General features: G+C 60.8%; 20 protein-coding genes. 14 read left to right on the top strand and 6 right to left on the bottom strand.

All coding sequences use genetic code 11. The annotated features are described in order from the left end of the window. Window positions 1-197 precede the first annotated feature (197 nt). From ACZRMS_RS05560 to ACZRMS_RS05545, 4 genes are all read left to right on the top strand, one after another. Window positions 198-1,553 (top strand): M16 family metallopeptidase, encoded by a 1,356-nt coding sequence (locus ACZRMS_RS05560; RefSeq protein ID WP_463994455.1) that lies wholly within the window; start codon window positions 198-200, stop codon window positions 1,551-1,553. Next, window positions 1,546-3,036 carry a M16 family metallopeptidase gene (locus ACZRMS_RS05555; RefSeq protein ID WP_463994454.1) on the top strand — a complete coding sequence of 497 codons (1,491 nt, stop codon included), beginning with the start codon at window positions 1,546-1,548 and terminating at the stop codon, window positions 3,034-3,036. The genes ACZRMS_RS05560 and ACZRMS_RS05555 overlap by 8 nt, the downstream gene beginning before the upstream one ends. Next, window positions 3,036-3,644, top strand: coding sequence for a 16S rRNA (guanine(966)-N(2))-methyltransferase RsmD (rsmD, locus tag ACZRMS_RS05550; RefSeq protein ID WP_048361274.1), 609 nt, complete (start codon window positions 3,036-3,038; stop codon window positions 3,642-3,644). Before ACZRMS_RS05555 ends, rsmD begins: the two co-directional genes overlap by 1 nt. Window positions 3,645-3,791: 147 nt before the next feature. Beyond that, window positions 3,792-4,823 carry a hydrolase gene (locus ACZRMS_RS05545; protein ID WP_463994453.1) on the top strand — a complete coding sequence of 344 codons (1,032 nt, stop codon included), beginning with the start codon at window positions 3,792-3,794 and terminating at the stop codon, window positions 4,821-4,823. A 78-nt stretch (window positions 4,824-4,901) separates the two neighbouring features. On the opposite strand, the gene ACZRMS_RS05540 is transcribed toward ACZRMS_RS05545, so the two are convergent. Both ACZRMS_RS05540 and ACZRMS_RS05535 read right to left on the bottom strand, forming a co-directional pair. Continuing rightward, entirely contained in the window at window positions 4,902-5,756 is an 855-nt protein-coding gene (locus ACZRMS_RS05540; protein WP_463994452.1) for a sulfurtransferase, read from the bottom strand. Between the two features lie 30 nt (window positions 5,757-5,786). Next, complete coding sequence (locus tag ACZRMS_RS05535; protein WP_463994451.1) at window positions 5,787-6,455, bottom strand: TetR/AcrR family transcriptional regulator; 669 nt, start codon at window positions 6,453-6,455, stop codon at window positions 5,787-5,789. Between the two features lie 164 nt (window positions 6,456-6,619). Between ACZRMS_RS05535 and ACZRMS_RS05530 the strand changes: the two genes are divergently transcribed. The 5 genes from ACZRMS_RS05530 (at window position 6,620) to ACZRMS_RS05510 (ending at window position 11,201) form a co-directional block, all read left to right on the top strand. Continuing rightward, window positions 6,620-8,050 carry a coniferyl aldehyde dehydrogenase gene (locus ACZRMS_RS05530; protein ID WP_463994450.1) on the top strand — a complete coding sequence of 477 codons (1,431 nt, stop codon included), beginning with the start codon at window positions 6,620-6,622 and terminating at the stop codon, window positions 8,048-8,050. Window positions 8,051-8,063: 13 nt separating this feature from the next. After that, window positions 8,064-8,609, top strand: a complete 546-nt coding sequence (locus ACZRMS_RS05525) for a twin-arginine translocation pathway signal protein (RefSeq protein ID WP_463994449.1) — start codon at window positions 8,064-8,066, stop codon at window positions 8,607-8,609. 47 nt (window positions 8,610-8,656) lie between these two features. Further along, complete coding sequence (locus ACZRMS_RS05520) at window positions 8,657-10,252, top strand: GMC family oxidoreductase (protein ID WP_463994448.1); 1,596 nt, start codon at window positions 8,657-8,659, stop codon at window positions 10,250-10,252. 115 nt (window positions 10,253-10,367) lie between these two features. Beyond that, entirely contained in the window at window positions 10,368-10,850 is a 483-nt protein-coding gene (gene coaD, locus ACZRMS_RS05515) for a pantetheine-phosphate adenylyltransferase (protein WP_048361282.1), read from the top strand. Window positions 10,851-10,949: 99 nt separating this feature from the next. After that, window positions 10,950-11,201: a YfhL family 4Fe-4S dicluster ferredoxin gene (locus ACZRMS_RS05510; protein WP_016782613.1), complete on the top strand. Its 252-nt coding sequence runs from the start codon at window positions 10,950-10,952 to the stop codon at window positions 11,199-11,201. Window positions 11,202-11,323: 122 nt separating this feature from the next. Here ACZRMS_RS05510 and mutM read toward each other — a convergent pair whose 3' ends face one another. Next, complete coding sequence (mutM, locus tag ACZRMS_RS05505) at window positions 11,324-12,136, bottom strand: bifunctional DNA-formamidopyrimidine glycosylase/DNA-(apurinic or apyrimidinic site) lyase (RefSeq protein ID WP_463994447.1); 813 nt, start codon at window positions 12,134-12,136, stop codon at window positions 11,324-11,326. A 150-nt stretch (window positions 12,137-12,286) separates the two neighbouring features. Between mutM and ACZRMS_RS05500 the strand changes: the two genes are divergently transcribed. Next, entirely contained in the window at window positions 12,287-13,483 is a 1,197-nt protein-coding gene (locus ACZRMS_RS05500) for a class I SAM-dependent rRNA methyltransferase (protein ID WP_048361284.1), read from the top strand. A gap of 53 nt (window positions 13,484-13,536) precedes the next feature. Here the strand turns inward: ACZRMS_RS05500 and ACZRMS_RS05495 are convergent, their stop codons facing one another. Then, window positions 13,537-15,231, bottom strand: coding sequence for a DUF4153 domain-containing protein (locus ACZRMS_RS05495; RefSeq protein ID WP_463994446.1), 1,695 nt, complete (start codon window positions 15,229-15,231; stop codon window positions 13,537-13,539). 387 nt (window positions 15,232-15,618) lie between these two features. On the opposite strand from ACZRMS_RS05495, the gene ilvD reads away from it, so the two are divergent. Then, window positions 15,619-17,466: a dihydroxy-acid dehydratase gene (gene ilvD / locus ACZRMS_RS05490; RefSeq protein ID WP_463994445.1), complete on the top strand. Its 1,848-nt coding sequence runs from the start codon at window positions 15,619-15,621 to the stop codon at window positions 17,464-17,466. A gap of 156 nt (window positions 17,467-17,622) precedes the next feature. Here ilvD and ACZRMS_RS05485 read toward each other — a convergent pair whose 3' ends face one another. Then, window positions 17,623-18,678 (bottom strand): HAD family hydrolase, encoded by a 1,056-nt coding sequence (locus tag ACZRMS_RS05485; RefSeq protein ID WP_463994444.1) that lies wholly within the window; start codon window positions 18,676-18,678, stop codon window positions 17,623-17,625. Window positions 18,679-18,896: 218 nt separating this feature from the next. On the opposite strand from ACZRMS_RS05485, the gene ACZRMS_RS05480 reads away from it, so the two are divergent. After that, window positions 18,897-20,288 carry an L-cystine transporter gene (locus tag ACZRMS_RS05480; protein ID WP_463994443.1) on the top strand — a complete coding sequence of 464 codons (1,392 nt, stop codon included), beginning with the start codon at window positions 18,897-18,899 and terminating at the stop codon, window positions 20,286-20,288. Between the two features lie 40 nt (window positions 20,289-20,328). Here the strand turns inward: ACZRMS_RS05480 and ACZRMS_RS05475 are convergent, their stop codons facing one another. Beyond that, a complete protein-coding gene (locus ACZRMS_RS05475) occupies window positions 20,329-20,841 on the bottom strand; it encodes a dihydrofolate reductase (protein WP_463994442.1) in 513 nt (170 codons plus the stop codon). A gap of 92 nt (window positions 20,842-20,933) precedes the next feature. Here ACZRMS_RS05475 and ACZRMS_RS05470 point away from each other — a divergent pair, with 92 nt between their 5' ends. Next, window positions 20,934-22,316, top strand: coding sequence for a DUF2868 domain-containing protein (locus tag ACZRMS_RS05470; protein WP_463994441.1), 1,383 nt, complete (start codon window positions 20,934-20,936; stop codon window positions 22,314-22,316). Next, entirely contained in the window at window positions 22,309-23,673 is a 1,365-nt protein-coding gene (locus ACZRMS_RS05465) for a DUF3482 domain-containing protein (RefSeq protein ID WP_463994440.1), read from the top strand. Before ACZRMS_RS05470 ends, ACZRMS_RS05465 begins: the two co-directional genes overlap by 8 nt. The last annotated feature ends 15 nt before the right edge of the window (window positions 23,674-23,688 follow it).

The raw sequence follows: 23,688 nt of genomic DNA, 5'->3' as shown, positions 1-23,688 counted from the left end.
GGGAAAATCGGCAAAAAAACGAAATTTACCGGGATAAATCCAAACTTCCAAACGGGCTCCTATACTGCCCGACCAAACGTCGTCTGATCGTCAAAGGCCTGATAGGCGTGGCCGCCAGTAAAACGGATCAGTATCCTAGCACCTCCTCACCCGCAGACGCTAAGGCCAAGCGGGCAGCCCAACAGGTTTAAAAACGAATGATTGTTCTAGCCCGACGCGCTGCTGGCCTGTTGCTCAGCACAGTTTTGCTCCCGCTTTCGGCCCTGGCGGCCGAACCGCAGCCTACCCACGAGTTCAGTCTGGACAATGGCCTTAAAGTCATCGTGCGCGAAGACCACCGTGCACCCGTGGTGGTGTCCCAGGTCTGGTACAAGGTCGGCTCAAGTTACGAGACCCCGGGCAAGACCGGCCTGTCCCACGCCCTCGAACACATGATGTTCAAAGGCAGCAACAAGGTCGGCCCCGGTGAAGCCTCGCTGATCCTGCGCGACCTCGGAGCCCAGGAAAACGCCTTTACCAGCGATGACTACACCGCGTATTACCAGGTGCTGGCCCGCGACCGCCTGGGTGTGGCCTTCGAACTTGAAGCCGACCGCATGGCCAGCCTGCGTCTGCCACCAGAAGAGTTCAAACGCGAGATCGAGGTCATTAAAGAGGAGCGCCGCCTGCGCACCGATGACCAGCCCATGAGCAAGGCCTACGAGCTCTTCAGCGCCATGGCTTTCCCGTCCAGTGGCTACCACACGCCCACCATCGGCTGGATGGTCGACCTGGAGCGCATGAGCGTTGGCGAACTGCGTGACTGGTACGAAGAGTGGTATGCCCCAAACAACGCCACACTGGTGGTGGTTGGCGACGTCACTCCGGACGAAGTCAAAGCCCTGGCCAAGCGCTACTTTGGCCCTGTTCCTAAACGCGCAGTACCCATTGCCAAGGTCCCGCTGGAGCTGGCCACCCCTGGCGAGCGCCTGCTCAAGATCCACGTACAGACCCAACTGCCAAGCCTGATGCTGGGCTTTAACGTACCGAGCATCGCCACGGCCAAAGACCCGGTCACCGCCAATGCGCTGCGCCTGATCTCGGCCCTGCTGGACGGCGGCTACAGCGCCCGCATGTCGACGCAACTGGAGCGCGGCGAAGAGCTGGTGTCCGGCGCATCGTCCAGCTACAACGCCTTCACCCGTGGCGACAGCCTGTTCATGCTCTCGGCGATGCCCAACAGCCAGAAAAAAGTCACCCTGGCCCAGGCCGAGGCAGGCTTGTGGCGATTGCTTGATGACCTGAAAAAAACGCCTCCTACGGCTCAAGAGCTGGAGCGCGTGCGTGCGCAAGTGATTGCCGGCCTGGTTTACGAGCGCGACTCGATTACCAGCCAGGCCACCTCAATTGGCCAGCTTGAAACCGTCGGCCTGTCCTGGAAGTTGATGGACACCGAACTGCAAGACCTGCAAAAAGTCACCCCGGCCGATATCCAGCAGGCCGCCCGCACCTATTTCACCCGCGACCGTCTCAGCGTTGCGCACGTACTGCCCGAGGAGAAAACCCATGAGTGAGCGTAAAGGTCCCCGCTACGCCCTGCTCGGGCTGACCGCTGCCGTACTGGCTGGCGTACTCGGCTACTATTTCATCAGCCCGGACCGTTCCATTGCCAGTCAGGCTCTGGATCAGGCCAAGGCTGAGCACAAACTCGAATCCCTGGCCGAACTCGACGGCAAGGCACCCAGCCACCGTGCACTGAACGTACAAACCTGGAAAACCGCCGAAGGCTCCAAGGTGCTGTTCGTCGAAGCCCGGCAACTGCCGATGTTCGACCTGCGCCTGACCTTCGCCGCCGGCAGCAGCCAGGACGACGACACCCCGGGTCTGGCCCTGTTGACCAACGCCATGCTCAACGAAGGCGTGGCCGGCAAGGATGTCGGCGCCATCGCCGAGGGTTTTGAAGGCCTGGGTGCAGACTTCGGCAACGGCGCCTATCGCGACATGGCCGTCGTGTCGCTGCGCAGCCTGAGCGACGCAGACAAACGTACCCCGGCGCTCAACCTGTTTGCCGAAGTAGTGGGCAAGCCAACGTTCCCGGCCGATTCACTGGCGCGAATCAAGAACCAGTTGCTCGCAAGCTTTGAGTTCCAGAAGCAAAACCCTGGCAAACTGGCCAGCGATGAGCTGTTCAAGCGCCTGTACGGCAACCACCCGTATGCCCACGCCAGTGATGGCAATGCCCAAAGCATCACCTCGATCACCATCGACCAGCTCAAAGCCTTCCACAACAAGGCCTACACTGCCGGCAACGCGGTGATCGCAATCGTTGGCGACCTGTCCCGCGCCGAAGCCGAAGCCATTGCGGCCCAAGTCTCGGCCGCACTGCCTAAAGGCCCGGCGGTGGCCAAGACAGTGCAACCGGTCGAGCCCAAAGCGGGCGCAACCCATATCGAGTTCCCGTCCAAACAGACCCACTTGCTGTTCTCTCAGCTGGGTATCGACCGTGACGACCCCGACTATGCAGCGCTGGCGCTGGGCAACAGCATCCTGGGCGGCGGCGGTTTCGGTACACGCCTGATGACTGAAGTGCGTGAGAAGCGCGGCCTGACCTACGGCGTGTATTCCGGCTTCAGCCCGATGCAGGCCCGTGGCCCGTTCATGATCAACCTGCAAACCCGTGCCGAATTGAGCGAAGGTACGCTCAAACTGGTGCAAGACATTCTGGCCGACTACCTGAAAAATGGTCCGACGCAAAAAGAACTCGACGATGCCAAGCGTGAATTGGCGGGCAGCTTCCCGCTGTCCACTGCCAGCAACGCGGCCATCGTCGGCCAACTGGGCGCAATGGGCTTCTATGATTTGCCTTTGGACTATCTGGAAACCTTCATGCAGCAGTCCCAAAACCTGACCACCGATCAGGTCAAGGACGCCATGAACAAGCACCTGAGCGCCGACAAAATGGTCGTAGTGACTGCCGGCCCAACCGTGCCGCAAAAACCACTGCCACCTCCTACCGACAAACCTTCAGAGCAACCTCTTGGGGTTCCGGAGCATTAATGGCAAAGCCAAAAAACACATCGCACTCAGGTGCGGGTCAGTTACGCATCATTGGCGGGGAATGGCGCAGCCGCAAGCTGGACTTCCCCCATGTAGAGGGCCTGCGCCCGACGCCCGATCGCGTGCGTGAAACCCTGTTCAACTGGCTGGCCCCGGATATCATCGGCGCCAAGGTACTGGACGTGTTCGCCGGCAGCGGCGCACTGTTCCTCGAAGCCTTGTCCCGCGGCGCAGCCAAGGGCGTAGCCCTGGACAGCAACCGCGAAGCAATCTCCAACATTCGCGAAAACATGGGCATTTTGCGCTGCACCGTTGGCGAAGTGCAGCAGACCGACGCCCTGCGTTACCTGGACGGCACCCCGAGCGACACCTTTGACGTCGTCTTCCTCGACCCGCCGTTCAACAAGGACCTGCTCAAGCCGGCTTGCGACTTGCTGGAACAGCGCGGCTGGTTGACGGACGATGCATGGGTCTACACCGAAAGCGAAAACCGCCCTTCGGAACTCGGCCTGCCCGCCAACTGGCGCCTGCACCGCGAGCAAAAAGCCGGGGGCGTGAATTACGCACTCTGGCAGCGCGAAGCGGTTCAGGCACCCAGCGCCGAGTAATCTGTAACTCCCTGTGGGAGCTGGCCTGCCAGTTCCCACTTCACCCGCTCCCCTCCCCCCGTTTCAACTCTCCCTATCTCACTAACGCAATGTCATTATGTGGCAATTCAGACACCCCGCCGTGCCTGTCACCCGATGAGAACCCACGTGCCTTTTTCGACTCACCATACATCGCCCCTTGAACCGTTCAGCCCGGCTTTGGGCCTCAGTAACCCCCACGTACAAACGTTATGGGGGCCGCTCTGGCGTACCAAACCCGCCATCGAGCACCGGCGTGAGCGCATTTGGCTGAAGGATGGCGATTTCCTGGACATGGACTGGCATGGCACGCCTTCGGCCTATGCGCCGGTGGTGCTGGTACTGCACGGTCTGACGGGATCATCGGGCTCGCACTATGTGCGCGGGCTGCAAAAAGCCCTCGCCGCCCTGAGCTGGACCAGTGCGGCACTCAACTGGCGAGGGTGTTCGGGCGAACCCAACTTGCTGACCCGCAGCTATCACTCGGGCGCCAGCGAAGACCTGGCCGAAACCGTTGCTCATTTACGCGCCAGGCACCCACTGTCGCCGCTGTACGCCGTGGGCTATTCGCTGGGGGGCAATGTGTTGCTCAAGTACCTGGGCGAGAGCGGCAGCGACAGTGGCCTGCAAGGCGCCGTCGCGGTGTCGGTGCCATTTCGCCTGGACCAGTGTGCCGACCGCATCGGCCTCGGGTTTTCCAGGGTGTATCAGGCGCACTTCATGCGTGAACTGGTGGCCTGCGTCAAAGACAAGAAACGTCAGTTTCAGCTCGATAAAAAACACCAGGACCTGGCCACGCTGGACAAGCTGGGCTCGCTAAAGTCGCTGACTAAAATGCGCACGTTCTGGGAGTTCGACGACCGCGTGACCGCCCCGCTCAACGGTTATATGAATGTCGATGATTATTACCGCCGTGCCTCCAGCCGTTACTTCCTCGGCGCCATCAACACTCCGACGCTGATTATCCAGTCCGAAGACGATCCCTTCGTGTTCAAGCACAGCATCCCCGAAGCCAGCGAACTGTCCGCCTGCACACAGCTGGAGCTGCACGCCAAAGGCGGGCATGTCGGATTTCTGGAGGGCACGCCAACAAAACCGGGATACTACCTTGAGCGGCGCATTCCGCAATGGCTGGCCGCGCTGCGGCTTGAGTCTGCGTAAGGAACGCGGGTCACAGCGGCGAACTACTCACGGCGTGTATCGGCTGGCCAGTGCCAGCCTCCCATGGGGGTACCCGGTTCAATCGCCGGTCGCAATGCCCCGCGCCGGATCATTGATCCACTCACTCCACGACCCCGCATACAGCTTGCCCAGCGGATAGCCCGCCAACGCCAGTGCAAACAGGTTGTGGCAAGCGGTTACGCCAGAACCGCAATAAGCCACCAGTTCTTCAGGTGAACGGCCGGCGAGTTTCTCGGCAAAGCGTTGCTTGAGCTGTTCGGCAGGCAAAAAACGCCCCGTGCTGTCGAGGTTCTCGCTGAAGGCGGCACATTGCGCGCCCGGGATATGCCCGGCAACAGGATCGATGGGTTCAACTTCGCCGCGAAAACGTGGCAGCGCGCGCGCATCGATCAAGGTCAGGCCCGGGTCGCCCAGGTGCTTTTGCAGATGCTCTGCATCCAGCAGCAAGTGTTTGTCGGGCTTGCCATCGAAATCACCGCGCGGCAGGGCAACGGCATCCAGACTGAGGGGGAAACCCGCGGCATGCCAGGCCTTGAGGCCGCCATCGAGAATAAACACGCCGTCGCGCTTGCCCAGCCAGGTCAGCAACCACCACGCCCGGGCGGCAAAGGCGCCCGGGCCATCGTCATACAGCACCACATCACTGTCGGCGTTCACGCCCCAGGTGCGCAGGCGCTCAAGCAAGGTATGCGCGTCGGGCAACGGGTGGCGGCCGGTCACGCCCTTGACCACAGGCCCGCTCAGGTCACGCTCAAGATCGGCAAACTGCGCGCCGGCAATATGCCCTTCGGCATAACTGCAACGACCGTAGTCCGGGTCTTCAAGGGCAAAGCGACAGTCCAGAATAATCAGACCGGGCTGCGCCTGACGTTCATTCAGGGCTTGAGGGCTGATCAATTGCGCAACGGGCATAGTGAACTCCTGTGAGGGGGTGAAATGCAGTTATTGAGCGTACAGCGCATTTTCCAGAGGGACATAGTATTGCTTGGTCAATTCATCGACCGCTTCACGGGCCTGGTCAGTGACAAAGCCCGACTCCAGCACCAGCAGTTGATAACCCCCGCGCTTGATCGCCTCCTCACTGAGCTGCTCACTGTTTTCACGGGTCGAGCACAAGAAGCCGACCCAGGAGGTGAGGATGATCCACGCGTTAAGGCTCAGGGATTCGATTTGCCGGGGGGTCATGCGCATGATCCCGGCCTCGACGAAGCCCGCATAAATTGCCTGCGCCTGAGCCAGACAACGCTGTGAAAAGCGTCGGTAGCGGGTGGCCAGTTCCGTGTCGCTGTGCAGCAGATGCTCGATATCGCGGTACAAAAAACGGTAACGCCACATGGCATCCAGCAATTGCTGCAAATAAAGACGCTTGTCATCCACATTCGGCAAACGGCCTTCTGGCAGGTGCAAAAAGCTCAACACCAGCGACTCATACTCATTGAACAGGACAGAGATAATCGCCTGCTTGTTCGGGAAGTGGTAATACAAATTGCCCGGCGAAATCTCCATGTGAGCCGCAATGTGGTTGGTGCTGACACTCCGCTCGCCCAGCTGGTTGAACAGCTCCAGGCTGTTGGCGGCGATGCGCTGGATGGTTTTTATTCGTTTGGCCATGGGCTTGGGCTTAAATTAAAAACGAAAGGCATCTTACGGCCTAACCTCATATCGATAAACAACACGGACGGCAGGCCCTGCGATTGACAATTTAGAGCATAGGCTCTAGAAGCTTTACTGCTCTCACAAAATAACAACTCATAAGAAATCAGCCTGGAGCAACCATGCCTGTCGACAGCGCCCACCCTCATGACGCCTCAGCCCTGCAGAGCGATCTTCATTCCCTGCTCGACATGCAACGCAAGGCCTACGCCGCTCATCCGTTCCCGCCGCTTGCGCAACGTCAACAATGGCTGAAAAGCCTGCGCCAGTTGTTGAGCCGCGAACGCGAAGTGCTGATCGACGCCATCAGCCAGGATTTCAGCCATCGCTGCCCCGACGAAACCTTGTTTGCCGAGCTGATGCCAAGCCTGCACAGCCTTGATTACACCCTCAAACACCTCAAACGCTGGATGAGACCTTCGTCACGCAGCGTAGGCATGACGTTCCAGCCCGCCAGCGCCAAGGTGGTGTATCAACCGTTGGGCGTGGTCGGGATCATCGTGCCGTGGAACTACCCGTTGTACCTGGCTATGGGCCCTTTGATCGGGGCATTGGCCGCCGGTAACCGGGTCATGCTTAAACTCAGCGAATTCACTCCGGCCACCGGGCTGTTGCTCAAGGATCTGCTGGGGCGCATCTTCCCCGAAGACATGGTGGCCGTGGTGCTGGGCGAAGCCGATGTGGGCGTGGCGTTTTCCGGCCTGGCGTTCGATCACCTGCTGTTCACCGGCTCGACCCACGTGGGCAAACTGGTGATGCGGGCAGCGGCCGAAAACCTGACACCGGTGACCCTGGAGCTGGGCGGAAAATCGCCGGCCATCGTCTCGGCCGATGTGCCGCTCAAAGACGCGGCCCAGCGCATTGCCTGGGGCAAAAGCCTGAACGCCGGGCAAACCTGTATCGCCCCGGACTACGTACTGGTGCCACAGGACCGGATCGAAGGGTTTGTTGAAGCGTATCGCCAGGCCATCCACAGTTTCTATCCGACCCTGATCGACAACCCGGACTACAGCGCAATCATCAACGAACGCCAGTTGGCGCGACTTGAACGGCTACAAGTGGACGCGACACTCAAGGGCGCTCGCCTGATCCCGTTGTACGACCAGGGCCAGGGGCGGCGCATGCCCCACGCCCTGATCCTGGATGTAAACGACGACATGCAGGTGATGCAGGACGAGATCTTCGGCCCGCTGCTGCCCATTGTTCCGTACACCCACCTGGAACAGGCGCTGGCCTACATAAACGCCAGGCCTCGCCCGTTGGCGCTTTATTACTTCGGCTACAACAAGACCGAACAGCAGCACGTCGTCCATAACACCCACTCAGGCGGTGTGAGCATCAACGAAACGCTGCTGCACGTGGCCATCGACGACCTGCCCTTTGGGGGCGTTGGCCACTCGGGCATGGGGCATTACCACGGCCACGAAGGCTTTTTGACCTTCAGCAAAGCCAAGGGCGTGCTAATCAAACAGCGCCTTAACAGCTCGCTGATGATCTACCCGCCTTATGGCCGGCAGCTGGGGCGCCTGATCCAGAAGCTGTTTATCCGCTAGCCGAGCCCTGACCATGACTGAAATCCATGTCGAAAACGCCCTGCTCTCCCGGCGCGGCGCGTTAAGGGTTGGCGTCTGTGCCAGTGCATTACTGGCAACCGCCGGGTTGAGCGCCAGCCTCAGCGGGTGCTCGGCCAGCAGCAGCGCCCGCGGCTTTGCCGTCCTGCGCAGCAGCGACCTGGCTTTTTTGCGGGCGCTGATCCCGGTCATGCTGCTCGGCAGCGTCGCCACCCCTTCCATGCCCGGCGCGGCAAACGCCACGTTGCACAAACTGGACGACAACCTGAATCACTTGTCACCCGGGCTGCTCTCGCTCACTCAGCAACTGTTCGATGTGCTGGCCATGCCCGTCACACGCGGGCCGTTGACCGGGGTTTGGGGCCGCTGGGAAAACGCCACTCCCGAGCAGATCCGGCATTTTCTGCAGCGCTGGCAGAACAGCAGCCTGAGCCTGCTGCGTATGGGCCACAGCTCGCTGCTGCAACTGGTGATGATGAGCTGGTATGAGCGACCCGAGGCATGGGCCGCGTGCGGCTATCCGGGGCCGCCAAAGGTTTGACTGACCGGCTCCCACACAAGATCCCACACTCATTTAGAGTAACGCCCATGCCCGTACCCGATCCGTTCCGCGAAGGCCTGGCCCGAGGCTGGAAAGTCTACGATGGCTCGCAACTCGACAGCGATTTGACCCTGGAGGCTGACGTCGCCATCGTCGGCAGCGGCGCGGGTGGCGGCACCACGGCTGAAATCCTCAGCGCTGCCGGCTACAAGGTGCTGCTGATCGAAGAAGGCCCGCTCAAGACCAGCAGCGACTTCAAGCTGCTCGAAGATGAGGCTTACGCCAGCCTGTATCAGGAAGGCATCGGGCGCATGAGCAAGGACGGCGCCATCAGCATTCTGCAAGGCCGCGCTGTAGGCGGAACCACGCTGGTCAACTGGACCTCGAGTTTTCGCACCCCGGCGCCCACCCTGGAGCACTGGGCACGCGAGCATGATGTCATCGGCCACAGCGAAGCACAGATGGCCCCCTGGTTCGAGCAGATGGAGCAGCGCCTTGGCGTCGCACCCTGGCTCGTCCCGCCCAACGCCAACAACGAAGTGATCCGCAATGGCTGCGAAAAGCTCGGCTACAGCTGGCACGTGATTCCACGCAACGTGCGCGGTTGCTGGAATCTGGGCTATTGCGGCATGGGCTGCCCGACAAACGCCAAGCAATCCATGCTCGTCACCACCATACCCGCAACCCTCGAAAAAGGCGGCGAGCTGCTGTATCTGGCCCGAGCCCATCGGCTATTGATCAGTGGCGACCAGGTCACCGGCCTGGAATGCCAGGCCATGGACAACCGCTGCGTGGCACCCAATGGCCGCACCATAACGGTCAAGGCCCGACATTACGTACTGGCGGGCGGCGGTATCAACACACCCGGCCTGCTGATGCGCTCCGACGCACCCGACCCGCACAGACGACTGGGCAAACGCACATTTCTGCATCTGGTCAACTTCTCTGCTGCGCAATTCCCTGCGGCTATTAATCCTTTTTACGGTGCGCCGCAGTCGATTTACTCCGACCATTTTCAATGGAAAGACGGCCCCACAGGCCCTATGGGCTACAAACTCGAAGTGCCCCCGCTGCATCCGGCACTGGCCGCCACCCTGTTTGCCCGCCTTGGCCAGACCAGCGCCGAACTGATGGCCCAACTGCCCAATACCCACATGATGCTGGCGCTGATGCGCGACGGTTTTCACCCCGACAGTCCCGGGGGCAGTGTGGAGTTGCGCGGCGATGGCAGCCCGGTGCTCGATTACACCCTCACGCCCTACGGCTGGGAGGGCCTCAAACGCGCCTTTCACAGCATGGCCGAAATCCAGTTTGCGGCGGGCGCCAGTGCCGTCATGCCGCTGCACAGCGATGCGCAATACATGAACAGCCTGGGCGCAACCCGTGACCGAATCGACAGTTTGAGCCTTGAGTTGTATCGGACACGCCTGGCCAGTGCCCATGTGATGGGCGGATGTTCGATGGGGGAAAATTCACGAATGTCTGTCACCGATAGCCTCGGGCGCCATCATCAATTGCGCAATGTATCGGTCCATGACGGCTCGTTATTCCCCACCAGCATTGGTGCCAACCCACAATTATCGGTGTACGGGCTAACGGCAAAACTTGCGACACAATTGGCCGAGCGCCTTAAAAATTCATGAAAAAGCAGTAAATCCGTCGCGTCTATAGTGCTTTCTTCTTCGAATGGCGACTTGGCCGACCGGGAATGCTGCGATACCATCCGACTCCCCAACGGATTCCCGCCAGGACGACGCGATGAACCGAGTGTTGTACCCAGGTACATTCGACCCTATTACCAAGGGCCATGGCGATCTGGTCGAACGCGCATCGCGCCTGTTCGATCACGTGATCATTGCTGTCGCTGCCAGCACCAAGAAAAACCCCCTGTTCCCCCTGGAACAGCGGGTGGAGCTGGCTCGTGAAGTCACCAAGCACCTGCCCAATGTCGAGGTGGTCGGCTTCTCGACGCTGCTTGCGCACTTCGCCAAAGAACAGAACGCCAATGTCTTTCTGCGTGGCCTGCGTGCCGTGTCAGACTTCGAATACGAGTTCCAGCTGGCGAACATGAATCGCCAACTGGCCCCCGATGTCGAAAGCCTGTTCCTCACGCCGTCAGAGCGTTATTCGTTTATATCGTCGACGTTAGTGCGTGAAATCGCAGCGCTAGGCGGCGATATCAACAAATTTGTGCACCCGGTTGTGGCCGAAGCACTGACCGAGCGTTTTCGCAAGAAATAACCGCTGAAGCGGCGCCCGCGTGCACTGCGGGCGCCAATGCGGCACAATTGCCGCATTCGATTTCAGTTGCCCGGGCCAACCGCCCCGGCCGGAGTACCCATGTCCCTGATCATCACCGACGATTGCATTAACTGCGACGTCTGCGAACCCGAGTGTCCGAACGCTGCCATTTCCCAGGGCGAAGAGATCTACGTGATCGATCCGAACCTGTGCACCCAGTGTGTCGGCCATTACGACGAGCCGCAATGCCAGCAAGTTTGCCCGGTCGACTGCATCCCGCTGGATGAAGCCCACCCGGAAACCGAAGAACAGCTGATGGAAAAGTACCGGGCAATTACCGGCAAGGCCTGATTCGTCTTCGCCGGGAGCGGGCTTGCTCGCGATGGCTGCACCGCGCGGTTTACCCGACAGACTGCGTTGCCCGCCTCGCGAGCAAGCCCGCTCCCACAAGAGCCCTGCCCTGTTGATTACGGCTACTTTTGGCAACGCGGGCAAAATACGCTCGCGCGCTGGCCCAGTTTGACGTCACGCAACTCTGTACCGCACACCTTGCACGGCTCATAGCCCCGGCCGTACACGAACAGCTCTTGCTGAAAGTAGCCGGGCTGGCCATCTCCGCCGATAAAGTCGCGCAAGGTAGTACCACCACGCTCGATGGCTGCTGCCAAAATCCGCTTGATCTCAATCGCCAGCTTCAAATAGCGCGCCCGGGAAATACTCCTGGCCTCGCGACGCGGATCAATTCCGGCAGCAAACAGCGCTTCAGTCGCGTAAATATTGCCCACTCCCACCACCACGGCGTTGTCCATGATGAACGGCTTGACCGCCATCGAACGCTTGCGCGACAGCTGGAACAGGCGATCGCCGTCAAACAGATCCGTCAGCGGCTCGGGCCCCAGGCGCACCAGCAACTCATGGTTGAGCGGGTCCAGGCTCCAGAGCATCGCCCCGAATCGGCGCGGGTCGGTGTAGCGCAAGGCCATCCCGGACTCCAGTTCGATGTCCACATGCTCGTGTTTGGCCGCAGGCAGCCCGGCTTCCACCAGTCGCAAGTTGCCCGACATGCCCAAATGACTGATCAGCGTCCCGACTTCGGCATTGATCAGCAAATATTTGGCCCGTCGTTCAACCAGCACAATGCGCTGCCCGGACAGGCGCACATCAAGGTCTTCAGGGATCGGCCAGCGCAGACGGCGCTCGCGCACAATCACCCGACTGACCCGCTGCCCTTCAAGGTACGGGGCGATGCCTCGGCGGGTGGTTTCGACTTCAGGTAATTCAGGCATGGGGGCTCCGTACTCTGGAATAGCAGGCGATTCTAGCGGAATTTTCTGCGCCACTGGCTCCGTGATCCGACGCAATGCGGTGAATCAGCCAAGCCTCGAGGTTACGTCTAAGGCTATAATCGCGCCCTTTTCAATACCCGGAGCGACGTCATGTCCCTGCCAAGCCTGCGCCTTAAAGCCAATGCCGATCGACGCCTGCGCGCCGGCCACTTGTGGGTCTACAGCAACGAAATCGATGTAGCCACCACCCCGCTTAACGGTTTTAAGGCCGGCGACCAAGCGCTGCTCGAAACCGCCGGCGGCAAGCCGCTGGGCATCGTGGCCATGAGCCCGAACAACCTGATCTGCGCCCGCCTGCTGTCGCGTGACATCAAGCTGCCATTGGACAAGTCGCTGCTGGTTCACCGCCTGAACATGGCTCTGTCCCTGCGTGACCGTCTGTTCGACAAGCCTTACTACCGCTTGGTGTTCGGCGATTCCGACCTGCTGCCTGGCCTGGTAGTCGATCGTTTCGGCGATATCCTGGTGGTTCAGCTGGCCTCGGCCACCATGGAACAGCACAAGGACGACGTGATCGCAGCCCTGGTCCAAGTGCTCAAACCTAGCGGCATCCTGTTCAAGAACGACTCGGCCGCCCGCGATGCCGAAGGCCTTGAGCGTTACGTCGAAACCGTGTTCGGCCTGGTGCCGGAGTGGGTTGCCCTGGAAGAGAACGGCGTGAAGTTCGAAGCCCCGGTCATGGCCGGCCAGAAAACCGGCTGGTTCTACGACCACCGCATGAACCGCGCCCGTCTGGCCCCGTACGTCAAGGGCAAGAAGGTCCTGGACCTGTTCAGCTACATCGGCGGCTGGGGTATTCAGGCTGCAGCGTTCGGCGCCAGCGAAGTGACCTGTGTCGACGCTTCGTCGTTCGCCCTGGACGGTGTTGAACGCAACGCCGCGCTGAACGGCTTTGCAGAAAGAGTCACCTGCATGGAAGGCGACGTGTTTGAAGCCCTCAAGGAGCTCAAGGCCAACGAAGAGCGTTTCGACGTGATCGTTGCTGATCCGCCTGCCTTCATCAAGCGCAAAAAAGACCTGAAAAACGGCGAAGGTGCCTACCGTCGCCTGAATGAGCAAGCCATGCGCCTGCTCAGCAAGGACGGGATTCTGGTCAGCGCATCGTGCTCGATGCACCTGCCAGAAGACGACCTGCAAAACATCCTGCTGACCAGCGCCCGCCACCTGGATCGCAACATCCAGCTGCTGGAACGCGGCGGTCAGGGCCCGGATCACCCGGTGCACCCGGCCATCGCAGAAACGCGCTACATCAAGAGCATCACCTGCCGTTTGCTGCCTAACAGCTAAGTAAGCTGGCACCCGACCTGTAGCCGCCACCTTCGGCAGCGGCTACAGGGTTTTCAAGGCTCTGGTGAGCGATCAGGCCTGGGGCTCAGCTCTTCACCGCCAAACCGCAGCGATTGATAGCGCGGTTTCACCACCTTCACCTCACCTGCACGAATCAGCTCAACCAACTCCAGCGGATTGTCGTCGACTTCGAACATACCCGCACGCTGCCATTTCCCCTGAGCATCTCGCTTGAAGAAGTACAGCGGGCCAGACCACTTCTGCTTGGGCAATTGCAGCACTTCGGCCTGTCCGTCCTGATCCAGATCGACAGCCCACATCGCGCATCCCGGATACCGGCACAAATGGCCCTGCATTCCCAGAGCCTCGAACTGCTCGCTACCTGCCACGGGTGGCCCGATCCACTCCAGCATCCGATTATTGGGCTCACCCTCACCCTTGCGTGCCTGTGCATCCTTGAGTCTGCTCAACAACATCTGCCGCGCAGGCTCGCCCAGCACCTGACCTTGCTCAACTTGCGCCAACAACGCGTTAAATGCCTGCTTGCCCTGAGGGCCCAACTTATAGAGCAAGGTGTCTGCATCGAAGGCCTCAACCGGCGTTTTACCGCTGAGAACGCGCTGAACCTGATTCTTGGCACTGAACTGGAAAGGGCTGAACCAGGGCGTGTGGATCGCCAATAACAACACGACACAGACCAGCGCTATCGCAGGATTGCTGGCACGCAAACTCCACAACCACTGACGTTGCGGCACCACCACGGCCCACACCGCCGCCACACAGTGAGCCAGCATCACGCCCACCAGCAGCATCGCCAGCAAACGGGTCGGGGTCAGGCCGTATTGCTCGATGCGCAACCAGCTCGAATACCCCGCCAACACCACTAGCACCGGCAAACACAGCAAGCAAAGATCCAGCGTGCGCAGCAACCACACCGGATAACCGCTGCCCTGCTCCCCCTCCTGAAACACGCCATTGAGCAAAAACAGATTGGCGGCCACCAGACACAGCATGATCGGGGTCGAATAGCCCGTATCCCAGATCGGCTCCAGCCCGCTAAAGGGCAGGGCAAAGGTAAAGACAATCGCAATCAGCGCGCTCAGAGGCAGCAGGAAGCGGCACAGCGTGAGCAGAATGCCGCGCAACAGGCCAATGACACGATCGTTGTCGCGGCCCATCTGCAGGCCCAGGGCAAATACCATTGCCGAGCTGATGAAGACAAACCCGTCAGTGGCAAACAGCTTATTGAGCGCCACAACCCCGAGCATCTTGAACAGGCTGCCCCAGAGCAGGATCAATGCCCAGAACACCCCATTGAGCAGCAACCCCAGCAACACGATAAACACCGTGTCCCAGGCATGGCGGAACAAATCCTCATAACGCGGGAAGCGACCTTCACGGGTCGGCCAACCCAGAATAAAAACCGTGCATATATAGGTAATGGCCACCCCGAAGCTGATCCAGCTGCCGGTCAGCCAATTGCTGTAGCGCCAAAAGTCGTTCCCGCCCCCAAATACCCAGGCACTGATCGCGGTCATCACGGCGGTCAGCCCGAGCACCAGCCAGGCGGTGCCGCGCAGACGGATGTTCTCGCCCAGCAACACCAGGTTGATCCCCCCGACCAGTGCCGCTGTCACTACGGCATATTTGATGCCCGGCTCGGTCAGAACACTGGCCAGCCAGAGTAAAAGCCCTTGCACCAGGCCAATGGCGAGGCTGGTTTTTACGGAGCGGTTGAGGGTTAGCATCCAGAATCCCTATGGCAAATGATTGTTCTTATCTAAAGACAAGCGCTGACTTACTTAATGCCCTGCCGGAAAAAACTAAAGATCAACGCCCATTGTAGGGGCCAGTCATCCGGGACTCGCAGCTTCCTGCCGGGGTCTGTGCACAGGATGTAGTGCTGCCTTCATTTCCAGCACTCTCGAATCATTCCATCGCGCCACCAGCCGTGTAGAATCGACGCATTCATCGCCAATCATCCCCGGCGGGTTTATGAGCTCAGGCCCAGGCGCGCGGCGATCCCGCAGCGTTCACGGCAGCTTGCGGACACGTAGTCATTTTCTGTGTGGTCTGTCATTCATTAGAAGCTCACTTCCCTGTTTGTTACCTGATTAGCCGCCCGGAGTTGTTCCATGCCTGACTATCGTTCGAAAACCTCCACCCACGGCCGCAACATGGCCGGTGCCCGCGCTTTGTGGCGCGCCACGGGGATGAAAGATGCCGACTTCAAGAAGCCGATCATCGCCATTGCCAACTCCTTCACCCAGTTTGTACCCGGCCACGTCCACCTCAAGGACATGGGCCAGCTGGTTGCCCGCGAGATCGAACGCGCTGGCGGCGTTGCCAAAGAATTCAACACCATTGCCGTAGACGACGGCATCGCCATGGGCCATGACGGCATGCTGTATTCGCTGCCGAGCCGCGAGATCATTGCCGACTCCGTCGAATACATGGTCAACGCCCACTGCGCCGACGCCATCGTGTGCATCTCCAACTGCGACAAGATCACCCCGGGCATGCTGATGGCCTCGTTGCGCCTCAACATCCCGGTGATTTTCGTTTCCGGCGGACCGATGGAAGCGGGCAAAACCAAGCTCGCCAGCCACGGCCTGGACCTGGTAGACGCCATGGTCATCGCCGCCGACTCCAGCGCTTCTGACGAGAAGGTTGCCGAGTACGAGCGCAGCGCTTGCCCAACGTGCGGTTCGTGCTCCGGCATGTTCACCGCCAACTCGATGAACTGCCTGACCGAGGCCCTGGGCCTGGCGTTACCGGGCAACGGCACCGCCCTGGCGACCCACAGCGACCGCGAGCAACTGTTCCTGCAGGCAGGCCGCACCATCGTCGACCTGTGCCGCCAGTACTACGTCGAAAACGACGAGTCGGTATTGCCGCGCAACATCGCCAACTTCAAGGCGTTCGAAAACGCCATGACGCTGGACATCGCCATGGGCGGCTCGACCAACACCATCCTGCACTTGCTGGCCGCGGCCCAGGAGGCCGAGATCGATTTCGACCTCAAAGACATCGACCGCCTGTCGCGCCATGTGCCGCAACTGTGCAAAGTGGCGCCGAACATCCAGAAGTACCACATGGAAGACGTACACCGCGCCGGCGGCATTTTCTCCATCCTCGGCTCGCTGGCCCGTGGCGGCTTGCTGCACACCGACCTGCCGACCGTACACAGCAAGACCCTGGCCGAAGGCATCGCCAAGTGGGACATCACCCAGACCGATGACGAAGCCGTGCACACCTTTTTCAAGGCAGGCCCGGCCGGTATCCCGACGCAAACCGCGTTCAGCCAGTCGACGCGCTGGGAAACCCTGGACGACGATCGTGAAAGCGGCTGCATCCGCAGTGTCGAGCACGCCTACTCGCAAGAAGGCGGCCTGGCCGTGCTGTACGGCAACATCGCGCTGGATGGCTGCGTGGTGAAAACCGCGGGTGTCGACGAGTCGATCCACGTATTCGAAGGCAACGCCAAGATCTTCGAAAGCCAGGACAGCGCCGTGCGCGGCATTCTGGCTGACGAAGTACAGGCCGGCGACATCGTGATCATCCGCTACGAAGGCCCCAAAGGCGGCCCGGGCATGCAGGAGATGCTCTACCCGACGTCCTACCTGAAATCCAAGGGCCTGGGCAAAGCCTGCGCCCTGTTGACCGATGGCCGTTTCTCGGGCGGTACTTCGGGCCTGTCCATCGGCCATGCTTCACCAGAAGCGGCGGCCGGTGGCGCAATTGGTCTGGTGCAGGACGGCGACAAAGTGCTGATCGACATTCCGAACCGTTCGATCAACCTGATGATCAGCGACGAAGACATGGCGGCACGCCGTGCTGAACAAGACAAGAAAGGCTGGAAGCCGGTAGAAATCCGCCCACGCAAAGTCACCACCGCCCTCAAGGCCTACGCTTTGCTGGCCACCAGCGCCGACAAGGGCGCGGTACGTGACAAGGCGTTGCTGGACAAATTGGTGCCGTAAGCCAATGCGCTGAACAAAAATCCCGGCCAGGTGCCGGGATTTTTTATGGGCAACATAACCACCCTTGTGGGAGCGGGCTTGCCCGCGATGGCATCGCCGTGGTCATGCAGGCAGACCGCGCCGCCTGCATCGCGAGCAAGCCCGCTCCCACAGGAATTACTGGATCTGGTCAGGCTTGACGATCACCCAGTTCTTGTCCGCAGTCACCGGCAAACCTTCCTTGGCCTGGGCCGCTGCGTTCTTGGCCATCATGCCTTCCAGCTGCGCCATGTATTTATCCTTGCGGTTGACCCACAGGTGAATCCCGCCCTTGGCCACGTCCACCCCGTGGAACAGCATGTAACCGTCGCTGGATGGCGTATCACCACCCACCAGCACCGGTTTCTTCCACTGATCGATATACGTCAGGATCGCCGCCTGCTTGCCTGCCATCCATGTCGCCGGGGTCCACAGGTAAGGCGTCAGCTCCAGCCCCAGGTTGGCCTTTTCGTTGTAGGTACCGGCGCTGATCTGTTTACGGGCAGTGGTCAACTCACCGGTTTTACGGTCCTTGAGCAAGGTGGTCACGCCGATCACGTTCTGCGGTTTGACGTTGTAGCCGTACTTGGGGTCCGCCGCGACCATACGCACCAGTTCTTCCGAGGCGGCGGTCATCACGTAGACCTCGATGCCGTTTTCCATCAGCTTGTTGAACAGCTCGACCTGGCCGGTAAACACCTTGGGCGGCTGCACCTCGGAGCTCTTGACCACATCGCCCTCAAAGTAAGTCACCGGCACCGGCTTGCCCGACGCCATCAACTCGTCCACATGACCTTTGAGCTGTTGCAGGGTAAAACCGGAAAATACCTGGGCCACCCACGGGTAGCAGACCATGTCGTCGACTTCACACAGACGGTAGTAGTAGCTGAACAGGCTTTCCTTGTGGTCGGCGGTGTCCTTGAACGGGATCAGCTTGAGTGACGGGTCGAGGCTCTCGCGGGTGATCAGGCCCTTGTTTTCCATAAAGGGCAGCAACGCTTCTTCCAGATCGTTGCGATAGCTGGTGTTGTCCATGTCGAAGACCGCGAAGTTACCCTTGTTCGCGTTGGCGGCGATCATGGCCTCCAGTTGTTTGGCCTGGTCCGCGGGCCAATGCTTCAAATCGGTGGCCAACGCTTGGCCGGTCAAGCCTATACACAGGGTCGCAGCGATCAACTTCGTGGTCAGATTCATCAGCTATGCTCCTCGTCAAAGGCATCGACGCTAGCAAAATCAGGTGACAGTTTTCACTTCGACACGACCGCTACCGTCCTGATAGCGGCACGGGCTTATGCCCAAAACAAAGGTAGTCATTCCACAACGGTATATTTCCAGCTATATCAACCTGTTAGCATTTCCGGTTCGAAATTGTTACATCCTAAGACTGGTACAAGTCGCCCCTCGGAGCTTTCATGAATTTCCCGCTGATCCTCAATCTGCTGGTGTTCCTCGCGTTGCTGTTCGGCTTGTCGCTGACCCGCCACACCGCGTGGAGCCTGGCGAAAAAAGTCTTGCTGGCGCTGGTTCTCGGCGTGGTCTTCGGCCTGTGCCTGCACATGACCTACGGGGCAGACAGCCCTACGCTGAAAACCTCCATCGGCTGGTTCGATCTGGTCGGCAGCGGCTACGTGCAATTGCTGCAAATGATCGTTATCCCGCTGGTCTTCGCATCGATCCTGAGCGCCGTAGCCCGTCTGCATAACGCTTCGTCGCTGGGCAAGATCAGCTTTCTGACCATCGGCACGCTGCTGTTCACCACCATGATCGCAGCGCTGGTGGGCATCGGCCTGACCAACCTGTTCGGCCTGACCGCCGATGGCCTGGTGGCCGGCGTGGCTGAAATGAGCCGTCTGCAAGTGATCCAGAGCGATTACGCGGGCAAGGTTTCGGACCTGAACGTGCCGCAGCTGCTGCTGTCGTTTATCCCGCAAAACCCGTTTGCCGATCTGGCCCGGGCCAAGCCGACGTCGATCATCAGCGTGGTGATTTTCGCTGCATTCCTGGGTATCGCTGCACTCCAGCTGTTCAAGGACGAACCGGAAAAAGGCGGCAAGATCCTGAGTGCCATCGACACCCTGCAAGCCTGGGTGATGCGTCTGGTGCGTCTGGTGATGAAGCTGACCCCATACGGCGTGCTGGCCCTGATGACCAAAGTGGTCGCCATGTCCAACCTGCAAGACATCATCAAGCTGGGCAGCTTTGTGGTGGTGTCCTACATCGGCCTGGCGCTGATGTTTGTGATCCACGGCGTGATCGTGTCGGTGTCCGGGGTTAACCCGCTGCGCTTTTTCCGCAAGGTATGGCCGGTGCTGACCTTCGCCTTCACCAGCCGTTCGAGCGCCGCCAGCATCCCGTTGAGCATCGAAGCGCAAACCCGACGTCTGGGGATTCCGTCTTCCATTGCCAGCTTTGCTGCCTCGTTTGGCGCCACCATTGGCCAGAACGGCTGTGCCGGTCTGTACCCGGCGATGCTGGCCGTGATGGTTGCCCCGACCGTGGGCATCAACCCGCTGGACCCGATGTGGATCGCAACGCTGGTAGCCATTGTGACGCTGAGCTCGGTGGGCGTGGCCGGTGTGGGTGGTGGTGCAACCTTCGCGGCACTGATCGTGCTGCCGGCCATGGGCTTGCCGGTGTCGCTGGTGGCGCTGCTGATTTCGGTCGAGCCGTTGATCGACATGGGCCGCACGGCGCTGAACGTCAGCGGTTCGATGGTGGCCGGTACGGTGACCAGCCAGATCCTGAACCAGACCGACAAGGCCATTCTGGCTGAAGACGATCATGGTGATCTGGCGCACGCTTAATACCTGACTGACCCCGCTCCCACAGAGTAATGGCTTGCCTTTAAGCCCTTTCCCACACTTCAAAGCTGAACGCCGGCTTGCCATCCGCCGCCCCGTGCGGCTCTTCTGACACCAGCCTCCATTGCGCCTGATCAAACTCAGGAAACCACGCATCGCCTTCCGGGCTCAGGCCCACCCGCGTCAGGTACAACCGGTCGGCATCCGCCAGGCCCTGGGTGTACAGCTGCGCGCCGCCAATCAACATCACTTCGCTGACGCCCTGCTCCTGTGCCCACTCTTGCGCGCGCTCAACGGCGGCCTCAAGGGAGGCAAACACCTCGGCACCTTCGAGCTGCAAGTCGGTCTGACGACTGACCACCAGGTTCAAGCGACCCGGCAACGGGCGGCCCAGCGAATCCCAGGTCTTGCGACCCATGATGATCGGCTTGCCCAGGGTAGTGGCCTTGAAATATTTGAAATCCGCCGGCAAATGCCACGGCATGCTGTTGTCGACGCCGATCACGCGGTTTTCACCGAGCGCTGCGATCAGGCTAAGGGGGAGTGATTTTTTCATGGCGCCGAGGATACCAGAGCCAACTGCACCGGCAGTACCCCGTGCGACGTAACAGCGGTTATGCTCCCAGAGTCTATTGAATGGAATGTCGCGTGACTCAACTTTCCCCATTGCAACGCCTCTGGCTGACCGAAACCGTACGCCTGCGCGAAGAACACGCCGGGCCGCTGGAAGACATGGAAGCCAATCGCCGGGCCCGAACCACGGGCGGCGACTTATCCACACGCCTGCAGAACCGCGCCCTGTGGCTGGCCGAGCGCGATGGCCTGCTCGCAGCCATGCAGCACTGGCTGCAAGGTGCGCGCCTGGCGCTGCTGGTGCTGGCCATCGTGGCGGTTGTCAGCGGCAGCGGCCTGGCCTTTGCCGCCCTGGGCGACGGGCAAACTCCGGTCAATGTGTTCTGGGCACTGGGCAGTTTGCTCGGGCTCAATCTGATCCTGCTTCTGAGCTGGGGGTTGGGCCTGCTGTTTGCCGGCGAACACGGCGCCGGCCTGGGCCGCCTGTGGTTGTGGCTCAGCGAGAAATTCGCCCGCGACGCCAAGGCCGCACAATTGGCCCCCGCTTTATTGCTGTTGCTGCAACGGCGCAAACTCAATCGCTGGGCACTGGGTACTCTGGTCAACGGCCTGTGGCTGCTGGCGATGCTCAGCGCGCTGGTGATGATGCTGTTGCTGATGGCCACCCGGCGTTACGGCTTTATCTGGGAAACCACGATCCTGGGTGCCGACGTATTTGTCGCCGCCACCCGCGCCCTTGGCGCCCTGCCCAACTGGCTGGGTTTTGGCGTACCGACCGTGGAGATGATCCGCATCAGCAACGACAGCAGCCTCTACAACAACGAACTGGTGCGTCAGGCGTGGGCCGTCTGGCTGGTCGGTGTGGTGCTGATTTACGGCGTGATCCCGCGTCTGGTGCTGGCAGCCTTGTGCCTGTGGCGCTGGAAAACCGGGCGCAACGCGCTGCAACTGGACCTCAACCTGCCCGGCTACAGCCAGCTGCGCGAGCGCCTGATGCCCAGCAGCGAACGCCTGGGCGTCAACGACATTGCCCCCGAGCACTTGCCCAACGTACAGGCCGGGCACACGGATTTGCAGACCGATGGCGCGCTGATCGTAGCCATTGAACTGGACGACCAGCACCCGTGGCCGCCCAAATTGCCCGCCACGGTCAAAGACGCCGGCATTCTCGACAGCCGCGAGTCCCGGCAAAAACTGCTGGAGCAAATGACCCGCTTCCCGCCCGCGCGCCTGGCCATCGCCTGCGACCCTCGACGCTCACCGGATCGCGGCAGCCTGGCATTGATCGGCGAACTGGCGCGCAGTGCCAGCCAAACCCGCATCTGGCTGCTGCAAGCACCGCCCGGCCAGGCACTGGATGCCGATCGCCTGAGCGACTGGCACACCGCCCTGCAACAGCTGGGGCTACCCTTCGCTGCCAGTGCCCCCCTGAATTGGCTGGAGACTGGCCATGACTAAGCCACTGACGCTGGCCGTGGTCGGCCACACCAATGTCGGCAAAACCTCATTGCTGCGCACCTTGACCCGGGATGTCGGCTTTGGCGAGGTGTCCCATCGCCCCAGCACCACGCGCCATGTCGAAGGTGCACGGCTGTCAGTAGACGGCGAGCCGTTGCTGGAGCTGTACGACACGCCGGGGCTGGAAGACGCCATCGCCCTGCTCGACTACCTTGAACGCCTCGACCACCCCGGCGAACGCCTTGATGGGCCGGCACGGGTCGCGCGCTTTCTGGACGGCAGCGAGGCGCGCCAGCGCTTTGAGCAAGAAGCCAAAGTGCTGCGCCAGTTGCTGGCCTCGGACGCCGGCTTGTATGTAATCGACGCCCGCGAGCCGGTACTGGCCAAGTACCGCGACGAACTCAGCGTACTGGCCAGTTGCGGCAAACCGTTGCTGCCGGTGCTCAACTTTGTCAGCAGCCCGCAACACCGCGAGCCCGAATGGCGCGAGGCGCTGGCCCGCCTGGGTTTGCACGCGCTGGTGCGCTTTGACAGCGTGGCCCCGCCCGAAAACGGTGAGCGCCGCCTGTATGAAAGCCTGGCGCTGTTGCTGGAACATTCACGCGGGGCACTGCAACGACTGATTGCTGATCAGGAAGCCCAGCGCGAAGCCCGCAAGCACAGCGCATTGCGCCTGATCGCCGAACTGTTGATTGACTGCGCCGCATGTCGACGCAGCGTGGTCAGCGAAAAAGCCGCCGAACAGCAGGCCATCCAGCAACTGCGCGAAGCGATCCGCCAGCGTGAGCAAAGCTGCGTTGAAGCCATGCTCAAACTGTATGGCTTTCGCACCAGCGACGCGGCGACCAGTGACTTACCGCTGCTCGACGGCCGCTGGGGCGATGACTTGTTCAACCCCGAAACCCTCAAGCACCTGGGTGTGCGGGTCGGTGGCGGGATTGCCGCAGGCGCAGCAGCCGGGGCCGGTGTGGACTTGATGGTCGGCGGCCTGACATTGGGCGCCGCTGCCCTGGCCGGGGCGATTGCCGGAGGCGCACTGCAAACGGCACGCAGCTACGGCAGCCGCTTGCTGGGCAAGCTCAAGGGCCAGCGCGAATTAACGGTGGACGACAGCGTGCTGCGCTTGCTGGCCTTGCGCCAACGTCAATTGCTGCACGCACTGAATGCGCGAGGTCATGCGGCGGTGGAGAGCATCAAGGTCGCCACCCCGCAGGACAAGATCTGGCGCGAGGGCAAGTTGCCCGAAGCCCTGGGCAAGGCTCGGGCGCATCCGCAATGGTCGTCGCTTAACCCGCATCCGAAACTGAGCCAGGCTGAGCGTCAGGAGCAGATCGAGTTGCTCGCCCGCCAGATCTGACCTTTTTTTGTGGGA

The organism is Pseudomonas sp. B424, from assembly GCF_055408345.1.
Note: the sequence above shows the minus strand (reverse complement) of the source record. Positions and strands in the feature narration are given on the sequence as shown.

What these genes read in the sequence shown, in the direction of transcription:
- ACZRMS_RS05560 (WP_463994455.1), top strand. Translation starts at nt 198, where the DNA reads ATGATTGTTCTAGCCCGACGCGCTGCTGGCCTGTTGCTCAGCACAGTT.
- ACZRMS_RS05475 (WP_463994442.1), bottom strand. Translation starts at nt 20,841, where the DNA reads ATGAAAAAATCACTCCCCCTTAGCCTGATCGCAGCGCTCGGTGAAAAC.
- ACZRMS_RS05510 (WP_016782613.1), top strand. Translation starts at nt 10,950, where the DNA reads ATGTCCCTGATCATCACCGACGATTGCATTAACTGCGACGTCTGCGAA.
- rsmD (WP_048361274.1), top strand. Translation starts at nt 3,036, where the DNA reads ATGGCAAAGCCAAAAAACACATCGCACTCAGGTGCGGGTCAGTTACGC.
- ACZRMS_RS05530 (WP_463994450.1), top strand. Translation starts at nt 6,620, where the DNA reads ATGCCTGTCGACAGCGCCCACCCTCATGACGCCTCAGCCCTGCAGAGC.
- mutM (WP_463994447.1), bottom strand. Translation starts at nt 12,136, where the DNA reads ATGCCTGAATTACCTGAAGTCGAAACCACCCGCCGAGGCATCGCCCCG.
- ilvD (WP_463994445.1), top strand. Translation starts at nt 15,619, where the DNA reads ATGCCTGACTATCGTTCGAAAACCTCCACCCACGGCCGCAACATGGCC.
- ACZRMS_RS05495 (WP_463994446.1), bottom strand. Translation starts at nt 15,231, where the DNA reads ATGCTAACCCTCAACCGCTCCGTAAAAACCAGCCTCGCCATTGGCCTG.
- ACZRMS_RS05555 (WP_463994454.1), top strand. Translation starts at nt 1,546, where the DNA reads ATGAGTGAGCGTAAAGGTCCCCGCTACGCCCTGCTCGGGCTGACCGCT.
- ACZRMS_RS05485 (WP_463994444.1), bottom strand. Translation starts at nt 18,678, where the DNA reads ATGAATCTGACCACGAAGTTGATCGCTGCGACCCTGTGTATAGGCTTG.
- ACZRMS_RS05520 (WP_463994448.1), top strand. Translation starts at nt 8,657, where the DNA reads ATGCCCGTACCCGATCCGTTCCGCGAAGGCCTGGCCCGAGGCTGGAAA.
- ACZRMS_RS05525 (WP_463994449.1), top strand. Translation starts at nt 8,064, where the DNA reads ATGACTGAAATCCATGTCGAAAACGCCCTGCTCTCCCGGCGCGGCGCG.
- ACZRMS_RS05480 (WP_463994443.1), top strand. Translation starts at nt 18,897, where the DNA reads ATGAATTTCCCGCTGATCCTCAATCTGCTGGTGTTCCTCGCGTTGCTG.
- ACZRMS_RS05535 (WP_463994451.1), bottom strand. Translation starts at nt 6,455, where the DNA reads ATGGCCAAACGAATAAAAACCATCCAGCGCATCGCCGCCAACAGCCTG.
- ACZRMS_RS05465 (WP_463994440.1), top strand. Translation starts at nt 22,309, where the DNA reads ATGACTAAGCCACTGACGCTGGCCGTGGTCGGCCACACCAATGTCGGC.
- coaD (WP_048361282.1), top strand. Translation starts at nt 10,368, where the DNA reads ATGAACCGAGTGTTGTACCCAGGTACATTCGACCCTATTACCAAGGGC.
- ACZRMS_RS05540 (WP_463994452.1), bottom strand. Translation starts at nt 5,756, where the DNA reads ATGCCCGTTGCGCAATTGATCAGCCCTCAAGCCCTGAATGAACGTCAG.
- ACZRMS_RS05500 (WP_048361284.1), top strand. Translation starts at nt 12,287, where the DNA reads ATGTCCCTGCCAAGCCTGCGCCTTAAAGCCAATGCCGATCGACGCCTG.